Consider the following 21,610-nt stretch of genomic DNA (forward strand, 5'->3'; position numbering starts at 1 on the left):
GCCGGGCGTTTGCCGCTTTTGAGCCCGATGCCGTCGACGCGTCGCGGCGAGTGGAAGGTAGTAGAGATGGCAAAAGACTATAGCCGGGCCCAGCGAATCGGCGACCAGATGCAGCGCGAGCTGGCGCAATTGATCCGTCGTGAGGTCAAGGACCCGCGCCTGGGGCTGGTGACCATCACCGCCGTGGAAGTCAGCCGCGACGTCGGCCACGCGAAGATCTATATCACCGTGATGGCGGCCGAAGATGGCGTCGACCAGGTGGCCCAGAGCCTCAAGGTGCTCAACGACGCCAGTGGTTTCCTGCGCATGCAGCTGGGCAAGGCCATGAAGCTGCGCAGCGTGCCGCAGCTGCGCTTCCATTACGACGAGAGCGTCAGTCGTGGCGCCCACCTGTCGGCCCTGATCGATCGTGCCATGTCGGAAGACAGCCAGCATGACGCTGGCAAGACCGAGGAGTAGCCGATGGCCCAGGTAAAACGTGTACGTCGCCAGGTCAATGGCATCATCCTGCTGGACAAGCCGCGCGGCTTCAGCTCCAACGCGGCGCTGCAGAAGGTGCGCTGGTTGCTCAATGCCGAGAAGGCCGGACACACCGGCAGTCTCGACCCCCTGGCCACCGGCGTGTTGCCGCTGTGCTTCGGCGAGGCGACCAAGTTCTCCCAGTACCTGCTGGATGCCGACAAGGGCTATGAAACCCTGATGCAGCTGGGGGTGACCACCAGCACCGGGGATGCCGAGGGGGAAGTGCTCGAACGCCGCGCGGTGACCGTCGGTCGTGCCGATATCGAGGCGCTGTTGCCGCAGTTTCGCGGCGAGATCAGGCAGATACCGCCCATGCACTCGGCCCTCAAACGCGACGGCCAGCCGCTGTACAAGCTGGCGCGTGCCGGCGAAGTAGTGGAGCGCGAGCCGCGTTCTGTTACTATTGCGCGCTTGGAGTTGCTGGACTGCGAGGCGGAGCAGGCGCGCCTGGCGGTGGACTGCAGCAAGGGCACCTATATTCGCACCCTGGTCGAAGACCTCGGTCAGCTGCTCGGCTGCGGCGCCCATGTCGCCGAGTTGCGCAGGACCAAGGCCGGCCCCTTCGCCCTGGCGCAGACGGTCAGCCTGGAAGCGTTGGAGCAGGCTCACGCCGAAGGCGGCAACGAGGCCTTGGACCGCTTCCTGCTGCCGGTGGACAGCGGCTTGCAGCACTGGCCGCTGCTGCAGTTCTCCGAGCACAGTGCGTTCTATTGGCTGCAGGGGCAGCCGGTGCGCGCGCCCGAGGCGCCGAAGTTCGGCATGGTGCGGGTGCAAGATCACAACGGCCGCTTCATCGGTATCGGTGAAGTGAGCGAAGACGGGCGCATCGCGCCGCGTCGCTTGATTCGGTCGGCATGACCGTAGCGCGGGCCTGGGGTTTCGGCTCTGGTCCGCGTGTATCGAGGGTGGCTGTTAATAGGCACGGTCATACCTCACTTAAAAACACGGGAAGCGATTCCCGGCCTATTGCGACTGCTTCGGCAGTTGCCTTACTGAGAGGATGCCCCCATGGCACTCAGCGTTGAAGAAAAAGCCCAGATCGTAAACGAGTACAAGCAAGCTGAAGGCGACACCGGTAGCCCGGAAGTGCAGGTTGCCCTGCTGTCGGCCAACATCAACAAGCTGCAAGGTCACTTCAAGGCCAACGGCAAGGACCACCACTCCCGTCGTGGTCTGATCCGCATGGTAAACCAGCGTCGTAAGCTGCTGGATTACCTGAAGGGTAAGGACACCACTCGTTACAGCACCCTGATCGGTCGTCTGGGTCTGCGTCGCTAAGCAATGCTTACGCGTAGCTGAATGCCGAAGCTGGAAGTGGGGCTGGCCCCCACTTCCAGCTTTTGCGTTTCAGCCCGGCGCATTTTGGACAGGCTCGGGTCCGACTCCCGTAACTGCCCACGAATTTTGCACTATCCAGATTTCCCCAAAGGCAACAGAGAGAAGGAAAACACCGTGAACCCGGTAATCAAGAAATTCCAGTTCGGTCAGTCGACCGTTACCCTCGAGACTGGCCGTATCGCCCGTCAGGCCTCCGGCGCCGTGCTGGTCACCGTCGACGACGACGTCAGCGTGCTGGTGACCGTGGTCGGTGCCAAGACCGCCGACCCGAGCAAGGGCTTCTTCCCGCTGTCGGTGCACTACCAGGAGAAGACCTACGCCGCCGGCAAGATCCCCGGTGGCTTCTTCAAGCGCGAAGGCCGTCCTTCCGAGAAGGAAACCCTGACCTCGCGCCTGATCGACCGGCCGATCCGCCCGCTGTTCCCGGAAGGCTTCATGAACGAAGTGCAGGTCGTCTGCACCGTGGTCTCCACCAGCAAGAAGACCGACCCGGACGTCGCCGCGATGATCGGCACCTCGGCCGCCCTGGCCGTCTCCGGCATTCCCTTCGATGGCCCGATCGGCGCCGCCCGCGTGGCCTTCCATGAAAGCACCGGCTACCTGCTGAACCCGACTTACGAGCAGCTCAAGGCCTCCAGCCTGGACATGGTCGTGGCCGGCACCGAGGATGCCGTGCTGATGGTCGAGTCGGAAGCCAAGGAGCTGACCGAGGACCAGATGCTGGGCGCCGTGCTGTTCGCCCACCAGGAGTTCCAGTCGGTGATCCAGGCGGTCAAGGAACTGGCGGCCGAAGCCGGCAAGCCGACCTGGGACTGGCAGCCCAAGGCGGAGAACACCGCACTGTTGGACGCCATCCGTGGCGAGTTCGGCGCGGAAATCTCCAAGGCCTACACCATCACCGTCAAGCAGGACCGCTACAACCGTCTGGGCGAGCTGCGTGACCAGGCCGTGGCCAAGCTGTCCGGCGAGGAAGGTCAGCCGAGCGCCGGCGAGGTCAAGGACGCCTTCGGCGAGATCGAGTACCGCACCGTGCGCGAGAACATCGTCAACGGCCAGCCGCGTATCGACGGCCGCGACACCCGCACCGTGCGCCCGCTGGCCATCGAGGTCGGCGTACTGGGCAAGACCCACGGTTCGGCGCTGTTCACCCGTGGCGAGACCCAGGCCCTGGTGGTCGCCACCCTCGGCACCGCCCGCGACGCCCAGCTGCTCGACACCCTGGAAGGCGAGAAGAAAGACCCCTTCATGCTGCACTACAACTTCCCGCCGTTCTCGGTCGGTGAGTGTGGGCGCATGGGGGGCGCCGGTCGCCGCGAGATCGGTCACGGCCGCCTGGCCCGCCGCAGCGTCTCGGCCATGCTGCCGAGCGCCGACGAGTTCCCCTACACCATCCGCGTGGTCTCGGAAATCACCGAATCCAACGGCTCCAGCTCCATGGCCTCGGTCTGCGGTGCCTCCCTGGCGCTGATGGACGCCGGTGTGCCGATGAAGGCGCCGGTGGCCGGTATCGCCATGGGTCTGGTCAAGGAAGGCGACAAGTTCGCCGTGCTGACCGACATCCTCGGCGACGAAGACCACCTGGGCGACATGGACTTCAAGGTGGCCGGTACCGCCAAGGGCGTCACCGCGCTGCAGATGGACATCAAGATCCAGGGCATCACCGAAGAGATCATGGAAATCGCCCTGGGCCAGGCCCTGGAAGCGCGCCTGAACATCCTCGGCCAGATGAACCAGGTGATCGCCCAGTCGCGCAGCGAGCTGTCGGCCAACGCCCCGACCATGCTGGCGATGAAGATCGACCAGGACAAGATCCGCGACGTGATCGGCAAGGGCGGCGCGACCATCCGTGCCATCTGCGAAGAGACCAAGGCCTCGATCGACATCGAAGACGACGGCAGCATCAAGATCTTCGGCGAGACCAAGGAAGCGGCGGAAGCGGCCAAGCAGCGCGTGCTGGCTATCACCGCCGAGGCCGAGATCGGCAAGATCTACGTCGGCAAGGTCGAGCGCATCGTCGACTTCGGCGCCTTCGTCAACATCCTGCCGGGCAAGGACGGCCTGGTGCACATCTCGATGCTGAGCGATCAGCGCGTCGAGAAGGTCACCGACGTGCTGAAGGAAGGCCAGGAAGTGAAGGTCCTGGTACTGGACGTGGACAACCGCGGCCGGATCAAGCTGTCGATCAAGGACGTCGCCGCGGCCGAGGCCTCGGGTGTCTGATAGCGGGCGACTGCCACGCTGAAAAAGAGGGCCGCATTGCGGCCCTCTTTTTTTGCCTGGACAATAGCGCCGCTGCAGGGGCCGGCCCGCGCAGTGCCGTGGCCTCTGGCGGCCGCCGTGAACCGCATCAGGACATATCGCTTATGGATAAGACCCTCTGCCGCTACCATCCGGCGCAACCGGCCACCTGGCAGTGCCCGCCCTGCCAGCGTGCCTATGGCAACTGCTGCATTCCCTTGAATGCCGATGCCCCGGACGAAACCCCTACTTGCCCCCTGTGCGCCGGCTGCTTGCAGTTTCTCGGCGCAGCCAACACGGCCCAGCCGTTCTGGGAGCGTATCCCCGCATTCTTCGTCTACGCCCTGCAGGGCGGCCCTTTGGCGTTCGCCGCCCTGCTGGCCCTGGCCAGCCTGTTCATGCCGCGCTGGATAGTGCTGTGGATCCTGCTGTTCAGCGTGGCGACCAAGTACTTCCACAGCGTGATCGAGGCCAGCAGCCAGGCCGACCGGCAGGCCCCGAGCCTGGCCAGCGCCTTCGGCGGCGAGGGCTTCAGCCTGTTCTTCAAGCAGCTGGCGGTGTTTCTGATCGCCTTCGCCGTGCTGTGGCTGGCCGCCGACTTCGACAGCGAGGCGCTGTACTGGGCGGTGAATATCGGCCTGCTGCTGGCATTGCCGGCCAGCATCATCCGCCTGGCGCTGGACAAGGAGCTGGGCGCGGCGCTGAGCCCGGAGCAGATCGGCCAGGTGATGGGGGCCATGGGCTGGCGCTACCTGATCCTCTGCGCCTTCCTGTTCATCCTCTGGCAGTCGCCGAGCTGGGTCACCTATATGCTCTCCAGCGGCCTGCCGCGAGTGGTGCTGATGCCGGTCGCCGCCTTCCTGTTCGGCTATTTCGGCGTGGTGATGTGCGCCATGATGGGCTATGCGGTATTCCAGTATCAGGGCGCCCTGGGCTATGTGATCGCCGATGAAAACGCCTCTGCGGCCTATCCGGCCCCGGAGTATCTGCGCCGGCGCGCCCTGGCCGAGGCGGAAGTACGCCTCAAGGAAGGCCAGAGCGGCCAGGCCCTGGAAACCCTGGCCAAGGCCCTGGAACGTGACGCCGACGACCTCAAGCTCAACGAGCGCTTCCATCAGCTGTTGTTCGGCCTCAATGCCCGCGAGCGCTGCTTGCGTCACCTGGCGCATTATCTGCCACTGGCTGCCCGGCTGAATCCGGCGCTGGCGGCGACGGCCGTGCTCAATGCGCGCCAGCTCGGGGCCGACTACCTGCCCGACGATGCCCTGGTCTGCGAGAGGGTGGCCGAGGCGCTGTTGCAGCGGCACAAGACCCGGGAAGGCCTGAGCCTGTTGCGCAACCTGCACCAGCGCTTTCCCGACTACCCGCATATTCCCCGGGCCTACCTGCTGGCCAGCCGCGGGTTTGCCGAAGGCCTGGGACAGCTCGGTCCGGCGCAGAGGCTGCTGACCTTCATCCGGACGCGCTACCCGCAATCGCCTCTGCTGGGGGACGTCGCCGCCCTGGAGGCGACCCTGGGCAAGCTGACCGAGTCGTCCTGACGGCCCTGTGCCCAGGGGCCGTGCTGCTCAGCGTGCCAGGTGGCGCCGGAGCAGGCCGAGTTGTACGGTCTGCTCGGCCTCTGGGTAGCGTTGACTGAGGAACTGACCGAGCTCGGCGAGGCCGCCCATGTCCTGCTGGCGGCCGAGTAGCTTGCCCAGGCGCAGGGTCAGCGCCGGCAGTTCGGCGGGCTGCTGGGCGGCGCGGCTGAGACGGCGCCAGGCGGCCAGGGCCAAGGCGTGCTGCTCGGCCTGCAGCAGGTGGCGCAGCAGGTGCAGCTGCACGGCCGGGTGCTGCAGCAGGGGCTGGCCGGCCGCCCGGCTGTCTTCGGCCAGGCGCTGCAGCAGGGGTAAACTGGCGGCCTGCTGCGGCAGGGTGAATAGCTGGCGTAGCACGTCGCCGAGCAGGGCCTTGTCCTGACGGCTATGGGCCAGCGGGTAGAGGCGCTCGAGCAGCTCCAGGCGGCCGGGGTGACGCTCGAGCAGTTGCCGGCCGCGGCTGGCGGCCTGGTCGAGGGCGAAGTTGCCGATCGCGCGGTCCAGGCTCTCCAGTTCGCGTTTGAAAGGCGCGTCCGGGTCTTCCTTGTGCAGGTAGGCCTCATCGACCCGCAGTTTGCCGCCCAGACGCGGCAGCCAGACCGTGAGGAAACCGGCACCCAGGCCGCCGAGGTGGGCGTAATAGTTGACGTTGTCGTCGGCCAGCAGCAGGCCGTACAACTCCTTGCCCAGCCACACCGGCAGGATCCACAGGGCCGGCGCGCGGAAGTAGCCGAACAGCGGGCCCAGCCAGTAGAAGAAGTTGATCCGGCGCAGGCCGTAGACCCCCAGGTACATGCCCATCAAACCGGAGATGGCCCCGGAGGCGCCGACGCCGCAGACCCAGACCGGGTCCATGATCCACCACAGCAGGTGCGAGGCCACCCCGCTGAGCAGGTAGAGGCCGAGGTACAGCCAGCGGCCCAGGGCGATTTCCAGGGCGAAGCCGAAGATGAACAGGAACAGCATGTTGCCGGCCAGGTGGCCGAAGTCGCCGTGCAGGAACATGGCGCCGAACAGCCCCTCGACACTGAAGCGGGCCGGGATGAAGCCGAAGCGCATGCTGCTGATACGGTCGCGCGCCGCTTCCGCCTGCGCGCGCGCGGCCTGCCAGGCCGAATCGGCCAGGTAGTCGGGGTTGTGGTGCAGGCGGCTCTCGAACTGCAGGTCGTAGAGCACCAGGCGGGCCAGGTCGCTGCGGCGCATGGCGTCGACGTAGCGCCGCTGCTCGGCATCCAGCTCGCGGCGCTCGCTGAAGGACTCGAGAAACAGCGTCCGCTCGCGGTTGAGCAGGCCGCCGTCGAGGTAGGTCTGGATCGCCTGCGCCTCGCGCGCCTGATCGCCGCCCTGGTAGCCGAAGTAGATCAGCACATTGAGCAGGATCAGCAGCAGGGTGACGACCGGCGGTTTCTTCCAGTCCAGCGGGTGTTCGGCAGGCAGGATGAGCATGTGCTGATGGCCCCGCCCGCGTCAGTTGCCGCGCTGGCTGTCGATGCGCTGCAGGCGACCGCCCTGGAAGGTCAGGTAGTAGTACATGCCGTTGCGCGGGCCGTAGACCCACTCCTCGATCGGCAGTTCCTGGTTGCCGTCGGCGTTCTGGGTATAGCCGACCAGGCTGCGGCTGGCGGCTTCGCCACACTTGGCCTGGACTTCGCTGGTGCGGTCGCCCTTGTCGGCGATGCCATGTTCGCAGCGCAGGGAGGCCTGGGCGCAGGTGACGCTCAAGAGCAGGGTGGTGAACAGACCGATTCGGCGCATGGTGGAGCTTCCTTGTTCCGGGGCAAAGCGGCGAGCCTAGCAGGCGCACCGGCGCTTGTCAGTTGCCGCGCTCGCTGTCGATGCTGTCCAGGCGATTACCCTCGAAGCGCAGGAAGTGGTACATGCCGTTGCGCGGGCCGTAGGTCCACTCTTCCACCGCTACTTCGCTGCGAAAGCCGTAGTAGTCCACCACTTCGCGGTAGCCGAGGAAGTCGCGACTGCGCGGCTCGCCGCACTTGTCGAGGACCTCGGCGGCGCTGTCGTCGCGACTGACCAGGGCGCTGCCGCAACGCAGGGTCGAGGCGGCAACGAGCGAAGTCGACAGGCCTAGCGCGAGGATGAGGATGAGGGCTTTCATCGGGGCCACCGGGAACGGCTTGGAAGGCTTCAGCCTATACCCTGGCAGGGTGGACGTCAGCGCTGGCGTCGCCGTTCGATGCGGGTCAGGCGGTTGCCCTCGAAGGTGAGAATGCTCAGCACCCCGTTGCTGGGGCCGTAGACCCACTCCTCGATCTTGAACTCGCGCCGCTCGTAGGGGCCCAGGGTGTAGCCGACCAGATCGCGAAATGCCGGCTCGCCGCATTTCTGCTCGACCTCGAAGCTGCGGTCGCCGAGGCTGACCAGTTGGCTGCCGCAGCGCAGGGTGTCGGCCTGGGCGAGGGCGGCGCAGCCCATGAGCAGGGCCAGGCTTAAGGCTTTCATGATCATCGGCTTCAGCTTATTCGCTATCGAGGTGCAGGGGGGTGGCCACTCGTCCGTCCGCCTGGGCCTGGCCCAGGCGGACATCCAGCAGGTAGATGCGCGTGTCGGCCAGACCGCCGCGCTCGACCAGGTAGTCCTTGATGGCGGCGGCGCGGGCCTGGGCCAGTTGGCGTTGCAGCAGCTTGCTCTGGGCCCAGGACTGCAGCACGGCGTCGCGCAGCCTGGCGGCGCGCTCTGACGCGTTCAGCTCGAGCCATTCGGCAGGGGGCTGCTGTTTCAGGCGGGCCCGGTAGATGCCTTCGAGCAACGCGGCTTTCTCGTCCTCGGGCACCTGCAGCTGGGCCGGTTCGTCCGGTACGGCTTCGCCGCGGCGCTGGAGGATCTTGTAGTAGGTGTTCTGGTATTCGCGCTGCAGGCGTTGTTCGGCCAGTGGCGGACCATCGCTGTCCTGGGCGCTCAGGCCCTCGACCTCCAGGCGCAGCGCCGGGCGTTCGTTCAGCGCGCCTGCCAGGGTATCCAGGGTGGCCTGGGCGTCGGCATCGAGCTGCGCGCTGCCGACGGCGAACGGCACGTTGCTCAGGTCCAGGTCGGCGCCGCCGCCGACCAGGCCGCCGATGAACTTGAACGGCGCCTGGGCGGCCCGCAGCACCAGGTTGCGCAGGGTCTTCCAGACGATCGGCATCACGCTGAACTCGGGGTTGTTGAGGTCGCCCTGGACCGGCAGTTGGAGGGCGATCCGGCCATCGGCATCCTTGAGCAGGGCGACGGCCAGGCGTACCGGCAGATCCACCGCGCTGGGGCTGTCGACCTTCTCGCCCAGTTGCAGCTGCTCGACCACCACGCTGTTCTCGGCCTGCAGCCGGCCCTTGCTGATGCGGTAGTGCAGGTCCAGGTTGAGGCGCCCCTTGCGGATGCGGTAGCCGGCGAACTTGCCTGAATAGGGGGTGAGGGTGGTGAGCTCGACCCGCTTGAACTGGGTGGCGATATCCAGGCTGTCCAGCGGGTCGAAGGGGTTGAGGCTGCCCTCGACGCTCATCGGCGCGTAGCGGTCGACCTTGCCGTTCAGGGTCACGCTGGCCGGCTTGGCGCTACGGCTGTCGAGGGTGCCGATACGGCCGTCCAGCTGCTGAATGGCGGTGGCGAAGTTGGGGGTCAGGCTGAAGTCGGCGAAGTTGGCCGAGCCGTCGGCGATGCTCACCTCGCCGATGCGAATGCCCAGCGCCTTGCCGGCGGGCGTCGCTGCGGCGGCTGGGGCTTCTGGCTGAGCGATCAGCAGTTCGTTGAGGTTGGTGCTCAGGTCCTCGTTGATGATGAAGCGTGCATAGGGTTGGTGCAGGCGCACTTTGTCGATGTTCAGGCTGTCGCCGTGCCGGTAGTCGAGGCCATCCAGGTCGAGGCGCTGCCAGCGCACGAAGTCGCGCTCCTTGATTGTGTCGAGGCTGTGCAGCTGGTTGATCTGAGCCTGGCCGCGAATGCTGAAACTCAGCGGCTGGAGGCCGGCCAGCTCGACCTGCAGGTCGCTGCCGAGCTGGCCGCTGCGCAGTTCCAGGTGCAGGTAAGGGCTGAGGTAGGCCTGGGCCAGGCGCAGGTCGATATCGCGACTGGCGACTTTCAGGCTGGCCGTGGTGGGGCTCAGCTGCACCTGGCCCTCGGCCTGCAGTCGGCCCTGCTTGCCCAGTCCGGTATCCAGCTCGAGGACGAAGGGCGAGGTGCCGCGGCTGTCGAAGTCGCTCAGGTCGAGCGCGAGGGGGCCGAGCTCCAGTTCCACCTGCTGCTGCGGTACGCGGTCGGCCAGGTGGGCCCGGTACTCGCGCAGCTGCACATCGCGCAGTAGCACCTGCCAGGCGGGTTCCGGGGTGGCCTTGCTCGCGGCCGCTGGCGCATCCTGCTCGGCGGCAGCAGCGGGGCGCGGCGAGGATGGCGCAGTGGCGGGCTGGCCTGCCAGCAGCTTCTGCCAGTCCAGCTGGCCGTCGGCTTCGCGGGCGGCCCAGGTTTCCAGGTTGCGACTGCGCAGCTTGCCGACCACGACCTGGCGTTTGCCCAGGTCCACGCGGGTCTCGTCGATGTCCAAGCGTTCCAGGCGCAGCAGCGGCTTGCCGTCCGGGGCGGCCAGGGCCACGGAGGCTACGCCGACGGCCGCGTTGCTCAGTTGCAATTCGGTGCCCTGGGCCAGGCTCAGGCGATAGTCGGTGTTCAGGTCGAGCTCGCCGCTTTCCAGGGCCAGGGGCACGGCTTGGCGCACATAGGGCCAGAAGGTGCGCAGGCGGATGCCGGAGACGCGCAACTGGCCACTGGAGGCGAGGGGGGCCAGGCTGAGCTGGCCTTGCCAGTCGATTCGCGCGCCCTGGGGGCCGCTGGCGACCAGGCGCATGTCGGCGCTGCCGCCTGGCAGGGTGCTGAGATTGCGCAGCTCCAGGTCGAGCGAGTCGTAGGCGAGCGCCACCGGCTCGCCGGGTCGCAGGTCTTCGAAGCGCAGGCTCGACTCGCTCAGACGCAGTCGCTCGATGCGCAGCGGGAAGGGGGCGGCGGCCGGCTCTTCGGGGGGCTGCTCCTGAGGGGGCGGCAGCTTGAACAGCTGGCTCAGGTTGAGGGTGCCGTCCCGGGCCAGCCGCACCTCGCCATGGCCCTTATCCAGCTCGATGGCCGCCAGGTGCAGGACGCCGCGCCACAGGCTGTCCAGTTGCAGGTCGGCGTACAGACGCTCGAAGGCCAGTTGCTCCTGGCCCGACTCGCCGATGCGCAATCCCCACAGGCTGAGTTCCAGGCTGAAGGGGTTGAGTTGCAGGCGTTCCACCCGGGCGGGTTGGGTGGCGTACAGCGCCAGCTGCTGGTTGGCGATGCGCAGGGCGATGCCGGGCAGGATGAGGAAGCCCAGCAGGCTGTAGAGGACGCTGGCGATCAACAGGGCGCCGACGGCGCGTTTCAATCCTTTGTACATGAAGCGGCAACTGTTCCGATGCGAAGTGCCTTGGATTATGGCACGGGCCGCGGGTTCAAAATGCCGCGGATGCCGGCTTTTCGGTCGCTGCGGCCTGACTCAGAACCTCAGGATCAGGGTCTTCAGCGGCGGCTGGCCATCCTGGGAGGGGAAGTCCGCCGCGGGGCTCAGCACCTGGCAGTCGCGTACCGGGCGGCCGAGCTTGCTGGCGCAGCGCAGCACCTGCTCGCGCCAGTCGGCCAGGGCGACCTTCGCCAGGTTGTTGCAGCAGACCAGCACGCCGTCGTCGGCGGTGGCGAGGATCGCCGGCTTGAGCAGGCTCTGGTAGTCGCGCAGCAGGTCGACGGTGCCGAAGGCGCTCTTGGCCCAGGCCGGCGGGTCGAGGAAGACCAGGTCGAACTGGCGTGGCGCCAGGCGCGGGTAGTTCGGCAGCTTCTGTCCGCGGCGCTGGGCGATCGGCAGGCCGGCCAGCTGGCGAATCGCCGGGAAGTAGTCCGACTGGACGAACTGCATGGCCGGTAGCTCGGGGTTGAGCGCGCCGTTCTCGCGGCCGACCGCCAGGTTGCCCTCGGCGAAATCCAGGTTGACCACCTCGCGGGCGCCGCCGGCTGCTGCGGCGAGGCCGACGCCACAGGTGTAGGCGAACAGGTTGAGCACCGACTGGCCGGCGCAGTGGGCCTTGACCCAGCCGCGGGCGTTGCGCAGGTCGAGAAACAGCAGCGGGTCCTGTCCGGGGTGGCGACCACGCACCCGATACTTTAGCCCCCATTCGTGGCCGACCAGGTCCGCCAGGGCGGCCTCCTCGGCGCGGTAGACCGGGTCGCTGCGGTCGATCCGCGAGTTGCCGCCGGAGCGGTCGTTGTACACCAGCAGCAGGGGCTGCTCGAGCCACTCGCGGCACTGCTCGGCCAGGCTCAGCAACTGCTCGCGCTCGAGGGGCCGGTGGAAGCTTTGCACCAGCAGCTGCGGGCCGTAGCGGTCCAGGGTCAGGCCGCCGGCGCCTTCCTGGCTGCCGTGGAACAGGCGGTAGCAGTCGCTGCCTTGCCCGTGCAGTTCCTCGAGCAGCGCCTGGCGGTTGTGGAGGGCGGCGCGCAGCGCCTGATCGAGAGAGGACATGCGCGGCGACTCGCTAATAGAGGGGCGCGCAGTCTAGCAAGAAAAACGCCGGCGCCTTCTTTGCGCAGTCACGCCGGCGTTAAGTCGCGCGGTGGCGGTGCTTAGCGTTCGATGGCCAGGGCCACGCCCTGGCCGCCGCCGATGCACAGGGTGGCCAGGCCCTTCTTGGCGTCGCGCTTGAGCATCTCGTGCAGCAGGGTCACCAGCACCCGGCAGCCGGAGCCGCCGATCGGGTGGCCCAGGGCGATGGCGCCGCCATTGACGTTGACCTTCTCGGCCTCCCAGCCCAGTTCCTTGCCGACCGCCAGGGCCTGCACGGCGAAGGCCTCGTTGGCCTCGATCAGGTCCAGCTGCTCCAGGCTCCAGCCGGCCTTGTCCAGGCAGCGGCGGGTGGCCGAGACCGGGGCGATGCCCATGATCGCCGGATCGACCCCGGCGTTGGCGTAGGCGGCAATCCGCGCCAGCACCGGCAGGCCGAGGGCCTCGGCCTTGGCTGCGCTCATCAGCAGCACCGCGGCGGCGCCGTCGTTGAGGCTGGAGGCATTGCCGGAGGTGACGCTGCCGTCCTTCTTGAATGCCGGCTTGATGCTGGCCAGGGACTCCAGGGTGGTGCCGGCGCGCGGCTGCTCGTCGGTGGCGAAGGCCAGGGGCTCGCCCTTGCGCTGGGGGATGAGGATCGGGGTGATCTCCTCCACGAAGCGGCCCGACTCGATGGCCGCCGCGGCCTTGCGCTGCGACTCGGCGGCGAAGGCGTCCTGCTCCTCGCGGGAAATCCCGTATTTCTCGGCCAAATTCTCTGCCGTTATGCCCATATGGTAGTCGTTGAAGGCGTCCCACAGGCCGTCGTGGATCATGCTGTCGATCAGCTTGCCGTGGCCCATGCGCAGGCCGCTGCGCATGTTGGGCACGACGTGGGGCGCCAGGCTCATGTTCTCCATGCCGCCGGCGATGATCACCTCGGCGTCGCCGCAGCGAATGGCCTGGGCCCCCAGGTGCAGGGCCTTGAGCCCGGAGCCGCAGACCTTGTTGAGGGTCAGCGCCGGTACCGCGTGGGGCAGGCCGGCGTGGATCGCCGCCTGCCGCGCGGGGTTCTGCCCGGCGCCTGCGGTGAGTACCTGGCCGAGGATCACCTCGTCGACCTGGGCGCCCTCCAGACCGCTCTGCTCGAGCAGGCGGCGGATCACCGCGGCGCCCAGCTCGACGGCCGGAATGCCGGACAGCGAGCCCTGGAAGCTGCCGATGGCGGTGCGGGTGGCGGCGACGATGACGACTTCTTGCATGATCGATCCTCACGAATGGCGGGCGCGGCAGGCCGCGAAGGAGGGCTATGTTGGCACAGAGCCCAGGCCGCCGGCCAGCGGCCGAACCGCCCGGTCAGGTGCTTGGCGCCTGGCGCAGGGGGCAGCGCCCCGTCGCGGTGGACGGGGCGGCGGTTGCCTCGTTCAGCGATTGAGGCGCTGGTCGATCAGGCCGTCGACCACCGAGGGATCGGCCAAGGTCGAGGTGTCGCCGAGGCTGTCCAGCTCGTTGCAGGCGATCTTGCGCAGGATGCGCCGCATGATCTTGCCGGAGCGGGTCTTCGGCAGGCCCGGGGCCCACTGCAGCAGTTCCGGCTTGGCGAAGCTGCCGATTTCCTTGCCGACCAGGGCCAGCAGTTCTTTCTTCAGCTCGTCGCTCGGCGCCACCCCGTTCATCGGCGTGACGAAGGCGTAGATGCCCTGGCCCTTGACGTCGTGGGGGTAGCCGACCACCGCGGCCTCGGCCACCGCGTCGTGCAGCACCAGGGCGCTTTCCACCTCGGCGGTGCCGATGCGGTGGCCGGAGACGTTGATCACGTCGTCGACCCGGCCGGTGATCCAGTAGTAGCCGTCCTCGTCGCGGCGGGCGCCGTCGCCGCTGAAGTAGTAGCCGGGGTAGGGCTTGAAGTAGGTGTCGATCAGTCGCTGGTGGTCGCCGTAGACGCTGCGGATCTGGCTCGGCCAGCTGGCCTTGATCGCCAGCACGCCGGCGCCCGGCCCCTCGATTTCCTGGCCCTGGTCGTCCAGCAGCACCGGCTGTACGCCGAAGAACGGGCGGGTCGCCGAGCCGGGCTTGAGGTCGGTGGCGCCGGGCAGCGGGGCGATCATGATGGCGCCGGTCTCGGTCTGCCACCAGGTGTCGACGATCGGGCAGCGGCGCTCGCCGACCACGTTGAAGTACCACTCCCAGGCTTCCGGGTTGATCGGCTCGCCCACCGAGCCGAGCAGGCGCAGGCTGCTGCGCGAGGTGCTCTTGACCGGCCCCTCGCCCTCGCGCATCAGGGCGCGGATGGCGGTCGGCGCGGTGTAGAAGATATTGACCTGGTGCTTGTCGATGACCTGCCAGAAGCGCGAGGCGTCCGGGTAGTTCGGCACGCCCTCGAAGATCAGGCTGGTGGCGCCGTTGGCCAGGGGGCCGTAGACGATGTAGCTGTGGCCGGTGACCCAGCCGACATCGGCGGTGCACCAGTAGATGTCGCCGTCGTGGTAGTCGAACACGTACTTGTGGGTCATCGCCGCCTGCAGCAGGTAGCCGCCGGTGGTGTGCAGCACGCCCTTGGGCTTGCCGGTGGAGCCCGAGGTATAGAGGATGAACAGCGGGTCTTCGGCTTCCATCGGCTCGGGCGGGCAGTCGCCGCTGGCGCCGTGCAGGGCCTCGTGGTACCAGAGGTCGCGCCCGGGATTCCAGGCGATGTCGCCCTGGGTGCGCTGCACCACCAGCACCGTGGAGACGTTCGGGCAGCTCTGCAGGGCCTTGTCGACGTTGGCCTTGAGCGGCACGTACTTGCCGCCGCGCACGCCTTCGTCGGCGGTGATCACGGTGCGGCAATCGGCATCCAGGATGCGGTCGCGCAGGGCGTCGGGGGAGAAGCCGCCGAACACCACCGAGTGCACCGCGCCGATGCGCGCGCAGGCGAGCATGGCATAGGCCGCTTCCGGGACCATCGGCATGTAGATGCACACCCGGTCGCCCTTCTGCACGCCGCGGCTCTTGAGCACGTTGGCCAGGCGGCAGACCTGGTGGTGCAGCTTGTTGTAGCTGATGTGAGCGGACTCGCTGGGGTTGTCGCCCTCCCAGATCAGGGCGATCTGTTCGCCGCGCTGCAGCAGGTGGCGGTCGATGCAGTTGTAGCTGACATTCAGCTGCCCGCCCTTGAACCAGCTGGCCTGGCCTTTGTGCATGTCGACGTGGTGCACGCTGAGCCAGGGTTTGAACCAGTCGAGGAAGGCCTTGGCCTGCTCGGCCCAGAAGCTTTCCGGCTGTTCGACCGACTGCCGGTACAGGCGCTCGTAGGCCTCGGCGTCGAGGTGGGCGCGCTGGCGCACGGCGTCGGCCACGGGGTGGCGGGTGATCTCAAACATGGCGGGTCCTTTTGTCGTTGTGTCCGCGATGCCCGTAAGGGTAGCACCCCAGCGGCGGCCGGTTTCAAGTCCCGGCCGCGGGCAGGTTCAACCGCGGTGGCGGGCGCGGAAGAAGTCGATCAGGCCCTGGGTGGACTGATCCTCGGCGGTGCTCTGTTCGGCGCCGAGCAGGCGCGAGTAGACGTTCTTGCCCAGTTCCTTGCCCAGTTCCACGCCCCACTGATCGAAGGCGTTGATGCCCCAGATCGCGCTCTGGGCGAACACCTTGTGCTCGTACAGGGCGACCAGGGCGCCGAGGCGCCGTGGACTGACCCGTTCCAGCACCAGGGTGTTGCTCGGCCGGTTGCCGGGAATCACCTTGTGCGGCGCCAGGCGCCGCACCTCGTCCTCGTCCAGGCCCTGGGCGCGCAGTTCCGCCTCGGCCTCCTCCAGGGTCTTGCCGCGCATCAGCGCCTGGCTCTGCGACAGGCAGTTGGCATAGAGCCACTGGTGGTGGTCGGCCACCGGGTTGTAGCTGACCACCGGCACGATGAAGTCGGCCGGGATCAACAGGGTGCCCTGGTGCAGCAGCTGGTGATAGGCATGCTGGCCGTTGCAGCCGACCCCGCCCCAGATCACCGGGCCGGTGGCGCAGGGCGCCGGAGCGCCGTCCTGCAGCACGCGCTTGCCGTTGGACTCCATGTCCAGCTGCTGCAGGTGCTTGGTGATGTTCCGCAGGTAGTGGTCGTAGGGCAGGATCGCCTGGGTCTGGGCGCTCCAGAAGTTGCCGTACCAGATCCCCAGCAGGGCCAGCAGCACCGGCATGTTCTGCTCGAAGGGGGCTTCCCGGAAGTGCTGGTCCATGCTGTAGGCGCCGGACAGCAGCTCCTTGAAGTTGGACATGCCGATGGACATGGCGATCGGCAGGCCGATGGCCGACCACAGCGAGTAGCGGCCGCCGACCCAGTCCCACATCGGCAGGATGTTCTCCTCGTGGATGCCGAAGGCCACCGCCGCTTCCTGGTTGCTGGTCACGGCGATGAAGTGGCGATACAGCTCGGCCTCGGAGCCGCCCTGGGCCAGGTACCAGCGCCGCGCGGCCTGGGCGTTCTTCAGGGTCTCCAGGGTGCCGAAGGACTTCGACGAGACGATGAACAGGGTGGTCTCGGCCCGCAGCCTGGCCGCCAGCTCATGGAAGGAGCTGCCGTCGATATTGGCCAGGTAGTGGCAGCGCACGCCGCGCTGGGCGAAGGGCAGCAGCGCCTCGGAGACCAGCTGCGGGCCGAGGAAGGAGCCGCCGATGCCGATGTTGACCACGTCGGTGATCGGCTTCTCGCTGTAGCCGCGCCACAGGCCGTCATGCACCTTGCCGACCAGCTCGGTCATCTGGTGCAGCACCCGGTGCACCTCGGGCATCACGTCGACACCGTCGACCAGCACGCGGTCGCCTATCGGTCGACGCAGGGCGGTGTGCAGGGCCGGGCGGTTCTCCGAGGCGTTGACCGCCTCGCCGTCGAACAGGGCGTCGATCGCCCGTTGCAGGCCGCAGTCCCGGGCCAGGCGTACCAGCAGGTCGCGGGTCTCGCCGGTGATCAGGTTCTTCGAATAGTCGAGAAACAGGCCGCAGCTGCTCAGCGACAGTCGGTCGAAGCGCTCGGGGTCGGAGTTGAACGCCTCGCGCATGCTGAAGTTCTGCAAGCGGGCCCGATGGTCCTGCAGCGCCTGCCAGGCCGGCAGGGCGGTGACATCGAGCGGGTGCTGGTAGTACGTCATTGCGGGGCTTCCTTCTGCTGGTGCGGTCGCGGGAGCGCGCTCCCGGGACAATAAAAAGCCCGGAGCACTGGCCGTGTCCGGGCTTCGAGTGTAACCGGGCTGGTGCCGGCTCAGGCAACCTGCACCGGGATCGCGTTGCTGGTGTGGCTCAGTTCGTTGCCCGGCGCCATATACAGCATGCGCGGCTTGAAGCTGGCCAGTTCGGCCTCGCTGTAGTGGGCATAGGCGCAGATGATCACCCGGTCGCCGACCTTGGCCTTGTGCGCCGCGGCGCCGTTGACCGAGATCATCCGCGAACCGGCTTCGCCGCGAATCGCGTAGGTGGTGAAGCGCTCGCCGTTGTCGATGTTGTAGATCTGGATCTGCTCGTATTCGTGGATGCCGGCCAGGTCCAGCCATTCGCCGTCGATGGCGCAGGAGCCTTCGTAGTCGAGCACGGCATGGGTGACTTCGGCGCGGTGCAGTTTGGCCTTGAGCATGATCGCATGCATGGCGTTCTCCTAAAGCGGGTAAGGGCGGCAGCCGGTGTCTGCCGGGTCAGGGGGTGGCGTCGAGGTCGAGAGTCAGGTTGTCGATCAGCCGGGTGCTGCCGAGGAAGGCCGCAACCAGGATCACCAACTGGCGGTCCGCGGCGGTGGCCGGGCGCAGGCTGTTCGCCTCGCGAATCTCCAGGTAGTCCGGGCGGAAACCGGCGTCCTGCTGTTGCTGCTGGGCGGCGGCGATCAACTGGGCGAAGTCGCGCTCGCCTGCGTGCAGCGCCGTGGCGATCTGTTGCAGGCCGCGGTACAGGGTGGGCGCCACGGTGCGCTGTTCGGGTGTCAGGTAGCCGTTGCGCGAAGACAGTGCCAGGCCGTCCGCGGCGCGCACCGTCGGCTCGCCGATGATCTGGATCGGCATGTTCAGGTCGCGCACCAGGGTGCGGATCACCGCCAGCTGCTGGAAGTCCTTCTGGCCGAACACCGCCAGGTCTGGCTGGACCATGTTGAGCAGCTTGGTCACCACGGTGGCGACCCCCTCGAAGTGCCCGGGACGGCTGGCGCCGCACAGGCCTTCGGCGACCCCCGGTACGCTGACACGGGTCTGCCCGGCCATGCCGTCCGGGTACATCTCCTCGACGTCCGGGGTGAACAGCAGGTGGCAGCCGGCGTCGAGCAGTTTGTCTTGGTCGTCGGCGAGGGTGCGCGGGTAGGTGGCGAGGTCTTCGTTGGGGCCGAACTGCAACGGGTTGACGAAGATGCTCGCCACCACGAAGTCGGCGCGCTGGGCCGCCTTGGTCACCAGGGCGGCATGGCCGGCGTGCAGGTTGCCCATGGTCGGCACGAAGCCGATCTGCTTGCCCTCGGCGCGGGCCTGGGCTACGGCGGCGCGCAGATCGCGGATGGTCTTGACCGTGTTCATGCGGAGAATCCGTGTTCGGCGGCGGGGAAGCTGCGCTCCTTGACCGCCCTGACGTAGGCGGCGAGCGCCGCCGGGATGCCGTCCTGGCCGGCCATGAAGTCCTTAACGAACTTGGGCGTACGGCCGCTCAGGGACAGCCCGAGCATGTCGTGCAGCACCAGTACCTGGCCGTCGGTGGCGCCGCCGGCACCGATGCCGATCACCGGGATGCGCACCGCCTGGCTGATCTCCGCAGCCAGTTCGCTGGGCACGCACTCAAGCAGCAGCATGGCCGCGCCGGCCTGTTCCAGGGCCATGGCGTCGGCGCGCATCTGCCGTGCCTGGGCTTCCTGGCGGCCCTGGACCTTGTAGCCGCCGAGCAGGTTGACCGCCTGAGGGGTCAGGCCCAGGTGGGCGCAGACCGGCACGCCGCGTTCGGCCAGCAGGCGAATCGGCTCGGCCAGCCAGGCCGCGCCTTCCAATTTGACCATGTGGGCGCCGGCCTGCATCAGGGTGGCGCAGTTGGCCAGGGTCTGCTCGTGGGTGGCGTAGGCCATGAAGGGCAGGTCGACGAGAATCAGGGCACCCTGGTTGCCGCGTTTGACGGCGGCGACGTGGTAGGCCATGTCGGCGACGCTGACCGGCAGGGTGCTGTCGTGCCCCTGCAGGACCATGCCGAGGGAGTCGCCGACCAGCAGCACCTCGACCCCGGCCTGGCAGGCGACCTGGGCGAAGGTGGCGTCGTAACAGGTCAGCATGGCGATCTTCTCGCCGCTCTGCTTGAGGCTCTGCAGGGTGCTCAGGGTAACGTCAGGCATGAAAATCGTCCTCACTCAGGCGTCCAGCCGGCAGTCGGGCTGCTTCTAAAGGGCCTGCATTGGCCTCGGTTTTCACCGGTGCGGGGCAACGGGACGCCTATAGTCCTGATGGGGCGGCTCGAAGTCAATTGCGGGTGTTACCGACTTGTTACGGGCGTTACCGGGCATATTGCGCCGGGACCTCAGCCCAGGCGCTCCAGGCCGACGAAGGGGCAGGCGGCGAGCAACTCGCTCAGGCAGCGGCCATCCGGCAGGCGCAGCTCGGGGGCCAGTTCGGCCAGCGGGTAGAGCACGAAGGGCCGGGCATGCATGTGGTAGTGCGGTACGCACAGGCGCGGCTCGTCCAGGGTGCGCTGGCCGAACAGCAGGATGTCCAGGTCCAGGGTGCGCGGCCCCCAGCGTTCGGCCTTGCGCGTGCGCCCCTGGTTCAGCTCTATGGCCTGCAGGGCGTCGAGCAGGGCCAGGGGGGCGAGCGCGGTGTCCAGCGCGGCCACGGCGTTGACGTAGCGCGGCTGGTCCGCCGGGCCGAGCGGGTCGCTGGCATAGAAGGACGAGGTGGCCGCGAGCCGCGAGTCGGGCAGCTCGGCCAGGGCGGCGAGAGCGCCGCGCAGTTGCTGCAGCGGTTCGGCCAGGTTGCTGCCCAGGCCGATGTAGACCCTTTCCATCAATCGTTACCGGGCTTGGCCGTGCCTTCGCCGGCGCCGCGTTTGCGCCGGCCGCCACTGCGCTTGCGCTTACGCGGCGCACCGGGGCCGTCTTCCTTGCCGCTGAGGTCGCGGATCATGCTGCGCCGCTCGCTGTCGCTGGCGTCCTGATAGGCGGTCCACCAGTCGCCCAGGCCGCCGGTCTGCTCGCCCGCGCTTTCGCGCAGCAGGAGGAAGTCGTAGCCGGCGCGGAAGCGCGGGTTCTCAAGCAGCAGGTCGGCGCGTTTGCCGCTGCGCCGCGGCAGGCGCTCCTGCATGTCCCAGATCTCGCGGATCGGTAGGGTGAAGCGCTTGGGAACGGCGATGCGCTGGCACTGTTCGCTGATCAGCTCGTGGGCCGCTTCCTGCATCGCCGGGATCGGTGGCATGCCGCGCTCCTGCAGCTTCAGTACGCGGGCCGGCAGCGCCGGCCAGAGCAGGGCGGCGAAGAGGAACGCCGGGGTCACCGGCTTGCCCTGCTGGATGCGCAGGTCGGTGTTGGCCAGGGCGTTGTGGATAAGGGTATCGGTGTAGTCCGGGTTGTGCTTGAGCGCCGCGGCACTGGCCGGGAACAGCTGGCCGAACAGGCCGTAGTCCACCAGCAGCTCGTAGGTGTAGACCGCATAGCCGGCGAGGAACAGCTTGAGCACCTCGTCGAACAGGCGCGCGGCGGGAATCTCGCCGAGCATGGGCGCCAGCTTGTAGATAGGTGCGGCGCTGTGTTTCTCGATGTCGAAATCCAGCTTGGCGGCGAAGCGCACCGCCCGCAGCATGCGTACCGGGTCTTCCTGGTAGCGCTGGGTCGGGTCGCCGATCAGGCGGATCAGGTGGTTGCGGATGTCGTGCACGCCGTGGGCGTAGTCGAGGATGCGTTCGCTGCCCGGGTCGTAATACAGCGCGTTGATGGTGAAATCGCGGCGCTGGGCGTCGTCCTCCAGGCTGCCGTAGACATTGTCGCGCAGGATGCGTCCGCTCTCGTGGCGCGACGCCCGCGGATCGTCGTCCTCCTCGTCCTGGGGGTGGTTGGCGCGGAAGGTGGCCACCTCGATGATCTCGCGGCCGAAATGCACGTGCACCAGCTTGAAGCGTCGGCCGATCACCCGGGCGTTGCGGAACTCGGCGCGGACCTGCTCGGGCGTGGCGCTGGTGGCGACGTCGAAATCCTTGGGGTCGAGGTCCAGCAGCAGGTCGCGCACGCAGCCGCCGACCAGGTAGGCCTGGTAGCCGGCATTCTGCAGGCGCTCGACCACGCTGATGGCATAGCGGCTGATGTCCCCGCGGTGGATCGGGTGCTGACGGTTGCTCAGCACTTCGGGGGTGCTGTGCGATTGTTTCGCGCGGCGCAGCGGGGAGCGTAAAGACTTGAACAGCTTTTTCAGCATGGGAGGCACTGTGTGACGGAATGACTGGCCAG

19 protein-coding genes are annotated in these 21,610 nt (G+C 67.7%); 5 read left to right on the forward strand and 14 right to left on the reverse strand.

Annotated elements, in window-relative coordinates; genetic code table 11:
• Positions 1–66: 66 nt before the first annotated feature.
• The 5 genes from rbfA (at position 67) to SBP02_RS03370 (ending at position 5,639) form a co-directional block, all read left to right on the forward strand.
• Positions 67–459 (forward strand): 30S ribosome-binding factor RbfA, encoded by a 393-nt coding sequence (rbfA, locus tag SBP02_RS03350; protein WP_318644999.1) that lies wholly within the window; start codon positions 67–69, stop codon positions 457–459.
• A gap of 3 nt (positions 460–462) precedes the next feature.
• Positions 463–1,380 carry a tRNA pseudouridine(55) synthase TruB gene (truB, locus tag SBP02_RS03355; protein ID WP_318645000.1) on the forward strand — a complete coding sequence of 306 codons (918 nt, stop codon included), beginning with the start codon at positions 463–465 and terminating at the stop codon, positions 1,378–1,380.
• A 150-nt stretch (positions 1,381–1,530) separates the two neighbouring features.
• Complete coding sequence (gene rpsO, locus SBP02_RS03360; protein ID WP_318645001.1) at positions 1,531–1,800, forward strand: 30S ribosomal protein S15; 270 nt, start codon at positions 1,531–1,533, stop codon at positions 1,798–1,800.
• A 174-nt stretch (positions 1,801–1,974) separates the two neighbouring features.
• Positions 1,975–4,080, forward strand: coding sequence for a polyribonucleotide nucleotidyltransferase (gene pnp / locus SBP02_RS03365; RefSeq protein WP_318645002.1), 2,106 nt, complete (start codon positions 1,975–1,977; stop codon positions 4,078–4,080).
• A 143-nt stretch (positions 4,081–4,223) separates the two neighbouring features.
• Positions 4,224–5,639: a tetratricopeptide repeat protein gene (locus SBP02_RS03370; RefSeq protein ID WP_318645003.1), complete on the forward strand. Its 1,416-nt coding sequence runs from the start codon at positions 4,224–4,226 to the stop codon at positions 5,637–5,639.
• 27 nt (positions 5,640–5,666) lie between these two features.
• On the opposite strand, the gene SBP02_RS03375 is transcribed toward SBP02_RS03370, so the two are convergent.
• From SBP02_RS03375 to SBP02_RS03440, 14 genes are all read right to left on the reverse strand, one after another.
• Positions 5,667–7,121: a rhomboid family intramembrane serine protease gene (locus SBP02_RS03375; RefSeq protein ID WP_318645004.1), complete on the reverse strand. Its 1,455-nt coding sequence runs from the start codon at positions 7,119–7,121 to the stop codon at positions 5,667–5,669.
• 21 nt (positions 7,122–7,142) lie between these two features.
• Positions 7,143–7,430 carry a DUF2845 domain-containing protein gene (locus SBP02_RS03380; protein ID WP_318645005.1) on the reverse strand — a complete coding sequence of 96 codons (288 nt, stop codon included), beginning with the start codon at positions 7,428–7,430 and terminating at the stop codon, positions 7,143–7,145.
• Positions 7,431–7,488: 58 nt separating this feature from the next.
• Positions 7,489–7,788 carry a DUF2845 domain-containing protein gene (locus tag SBP02_RS03385; RefSeq protein ID WP_318645006.1) on the reverse strand — a complete coding sequence of 100 codons (300 nt, stop codon included), beginning with the start codon at positions 7,786–7,788 and terminating at the stop codon, positions 7,489–7,491.
• Positions 7,789–7,844: 56 nt separating this feature from the next.
• Positions 7,845–8,138: a DUF2845 domain-containing protein gene (locus SBP02_RS03390; protein WP_318645007.1), complete on the reverse strand. Its 294-nt coding sequence runs from the start codon at positions 8,136–8,138 to the stop codon at positions 7,845–7,847.
• Positions 8,139–8,148: 10 nt separating this feature from the next.
• Positions 8,149–11,070: a DUF748 domain-containing protein gene (locus SBP02_RS03395; RefSeq protein ID WP_318645008.1), complete on the reverse strand. Its 2,922-nt coding sequence runs from the start codon at positions 11,068–11,070 to the stop codon at positions 8,149–8,151.
• 99 nt (positions 11,071–11,169) lie between these two features.
• Positions 11,170–12,186 carry a class I SAM-dependent rRNA methyltransferase gene (locus SBP02_RS03400; protein ID WP_318645009.1) on the reverse strand — a complete coding sequence of 339 codons (1,017 nt, stop codon included), beginning with the start codon at positions 12,184–12,186 and terminating at the stop codon, positions 11,170–11,172.
• Positions 12,187–12,287: 101 nt separating this feature from the next.
• Positions 12,288–13,466 carry an acetyl-CoA C-acetyltransferase gene (locus SBP02_RS03405; protein WP_318645010.1) on the reverse strand — a complete coding sequence of 393 codons (1,179 nt, stop codon included), beginning with the start codon at positions 13,464–13,466 and terminating at the stop codon, positions 12,288–12,290.
• Positions 13,467–13,628: 162 nt separating this feature from the next.
• Positions 13,629–15,566 carry an acetate--CoA ligase gene (gene acs, locus SBP02_RS03410; RefSeq protein ID WP_318645011.1) on the reverse strand — a complete coding sequence of 646 codons (1,938 nt, stop codon included), beginning with the start codon at positions 15,564–15,566 and terminating at the stop codon, positions 13,629–13,631.
• A gap of 87 nt (positions 15,567–15,653) precedes the next feature.
• Entirely contained in the window at positions 15,654–17,318 is a 1,665-nt protein-coding gene (gene pgi, locus SBP02_RS03415; RefSeq protein WP_318645012.1) for a glucose-6-phosphate isomerase, read from the reverse strand.
• Between the two features lie 110 nt (positions 17,319–17,428).
• Positions 17,429–17,809 carry an aspartate 1-decarboxylase gene (gene panD / locus SBP02_RS03420; RefSeq protein ID WP_213639319.1) on the reverse strand — a complete coding sequence of 127 codons (381 nt, stop codon included), beginning with the start codon at positions 17,807–17,809 and terminating at the stop codon, positions 17,429–17,431.
• Positions 17,810–17,855: 46 nt separating this feature from the next.
• A complete protein-coding gene (panC, locus tag SBP02_RS03425) occupies positions 17,856–18,716 on the reverse strand; it encodes a pantoate--beta-alanine ligase (protein ID WP_318645013.1) in 861 nt (286 codons plus the stop codon).
• Positions 18,713–19,513 (reverse strand): 3-methyl-2-oxobutanoate hydroxymethyltransferase, encoded by an 801-nt coding sequence (panB, locus tag SBP02_RS03430; RefSeq protein ID WP_318645014.1) that lies wholly within the window; start codon positions 19,511–19,513, stop codon positions 18,713–18,715. The genes panC and panB overlap by 4 nt, the downstream gene beginning before the upstream one ends.
• Positions 19,514–19,695: 182 nt before the next feature.
• Entirely contained in the window at positions 19,696–20,178 is a 483-nt protein-coding gene (gene folK, locus SBP02_RS03435) for a 2-amino-4-hydroxy-6-hydroxymethyldihydropteridine diphosphokinase (protein ID WP_318645015.1), read from the reverse strand.
• Positions 20,178–21,578 carry a polynucleotide adenylyltransferase PcnB gene (locus tag SBP02_RS03440; RefSeq protein WP_318645016.1) on the reverse strand — a complete coding sequence of 467 codons (1,401 nt, stop codon included), beginning with the start codon at positions 21,576–21,578 and terminating at the stop codon, positions 20,178–20,180. Before SBP02_RS03440 ends, folK begins: the two co-directional genes overlap by 1 nt.
• Positions 21,579–21,610: the final 32 nt, after the last annotated feature.

The organism is Pseudomonas benzenivorans (assembly GCF_033547155.1).
In the GTDB taxonomy this organism is placed as follows: domain Bacteria; phylum Pseudomonadota; class Gammaproteobacteria; order Pseudomonadales; family Pseudomonadaceae; genus Aquipseudomonas; species Aquipseudomonas benzenivorans_B.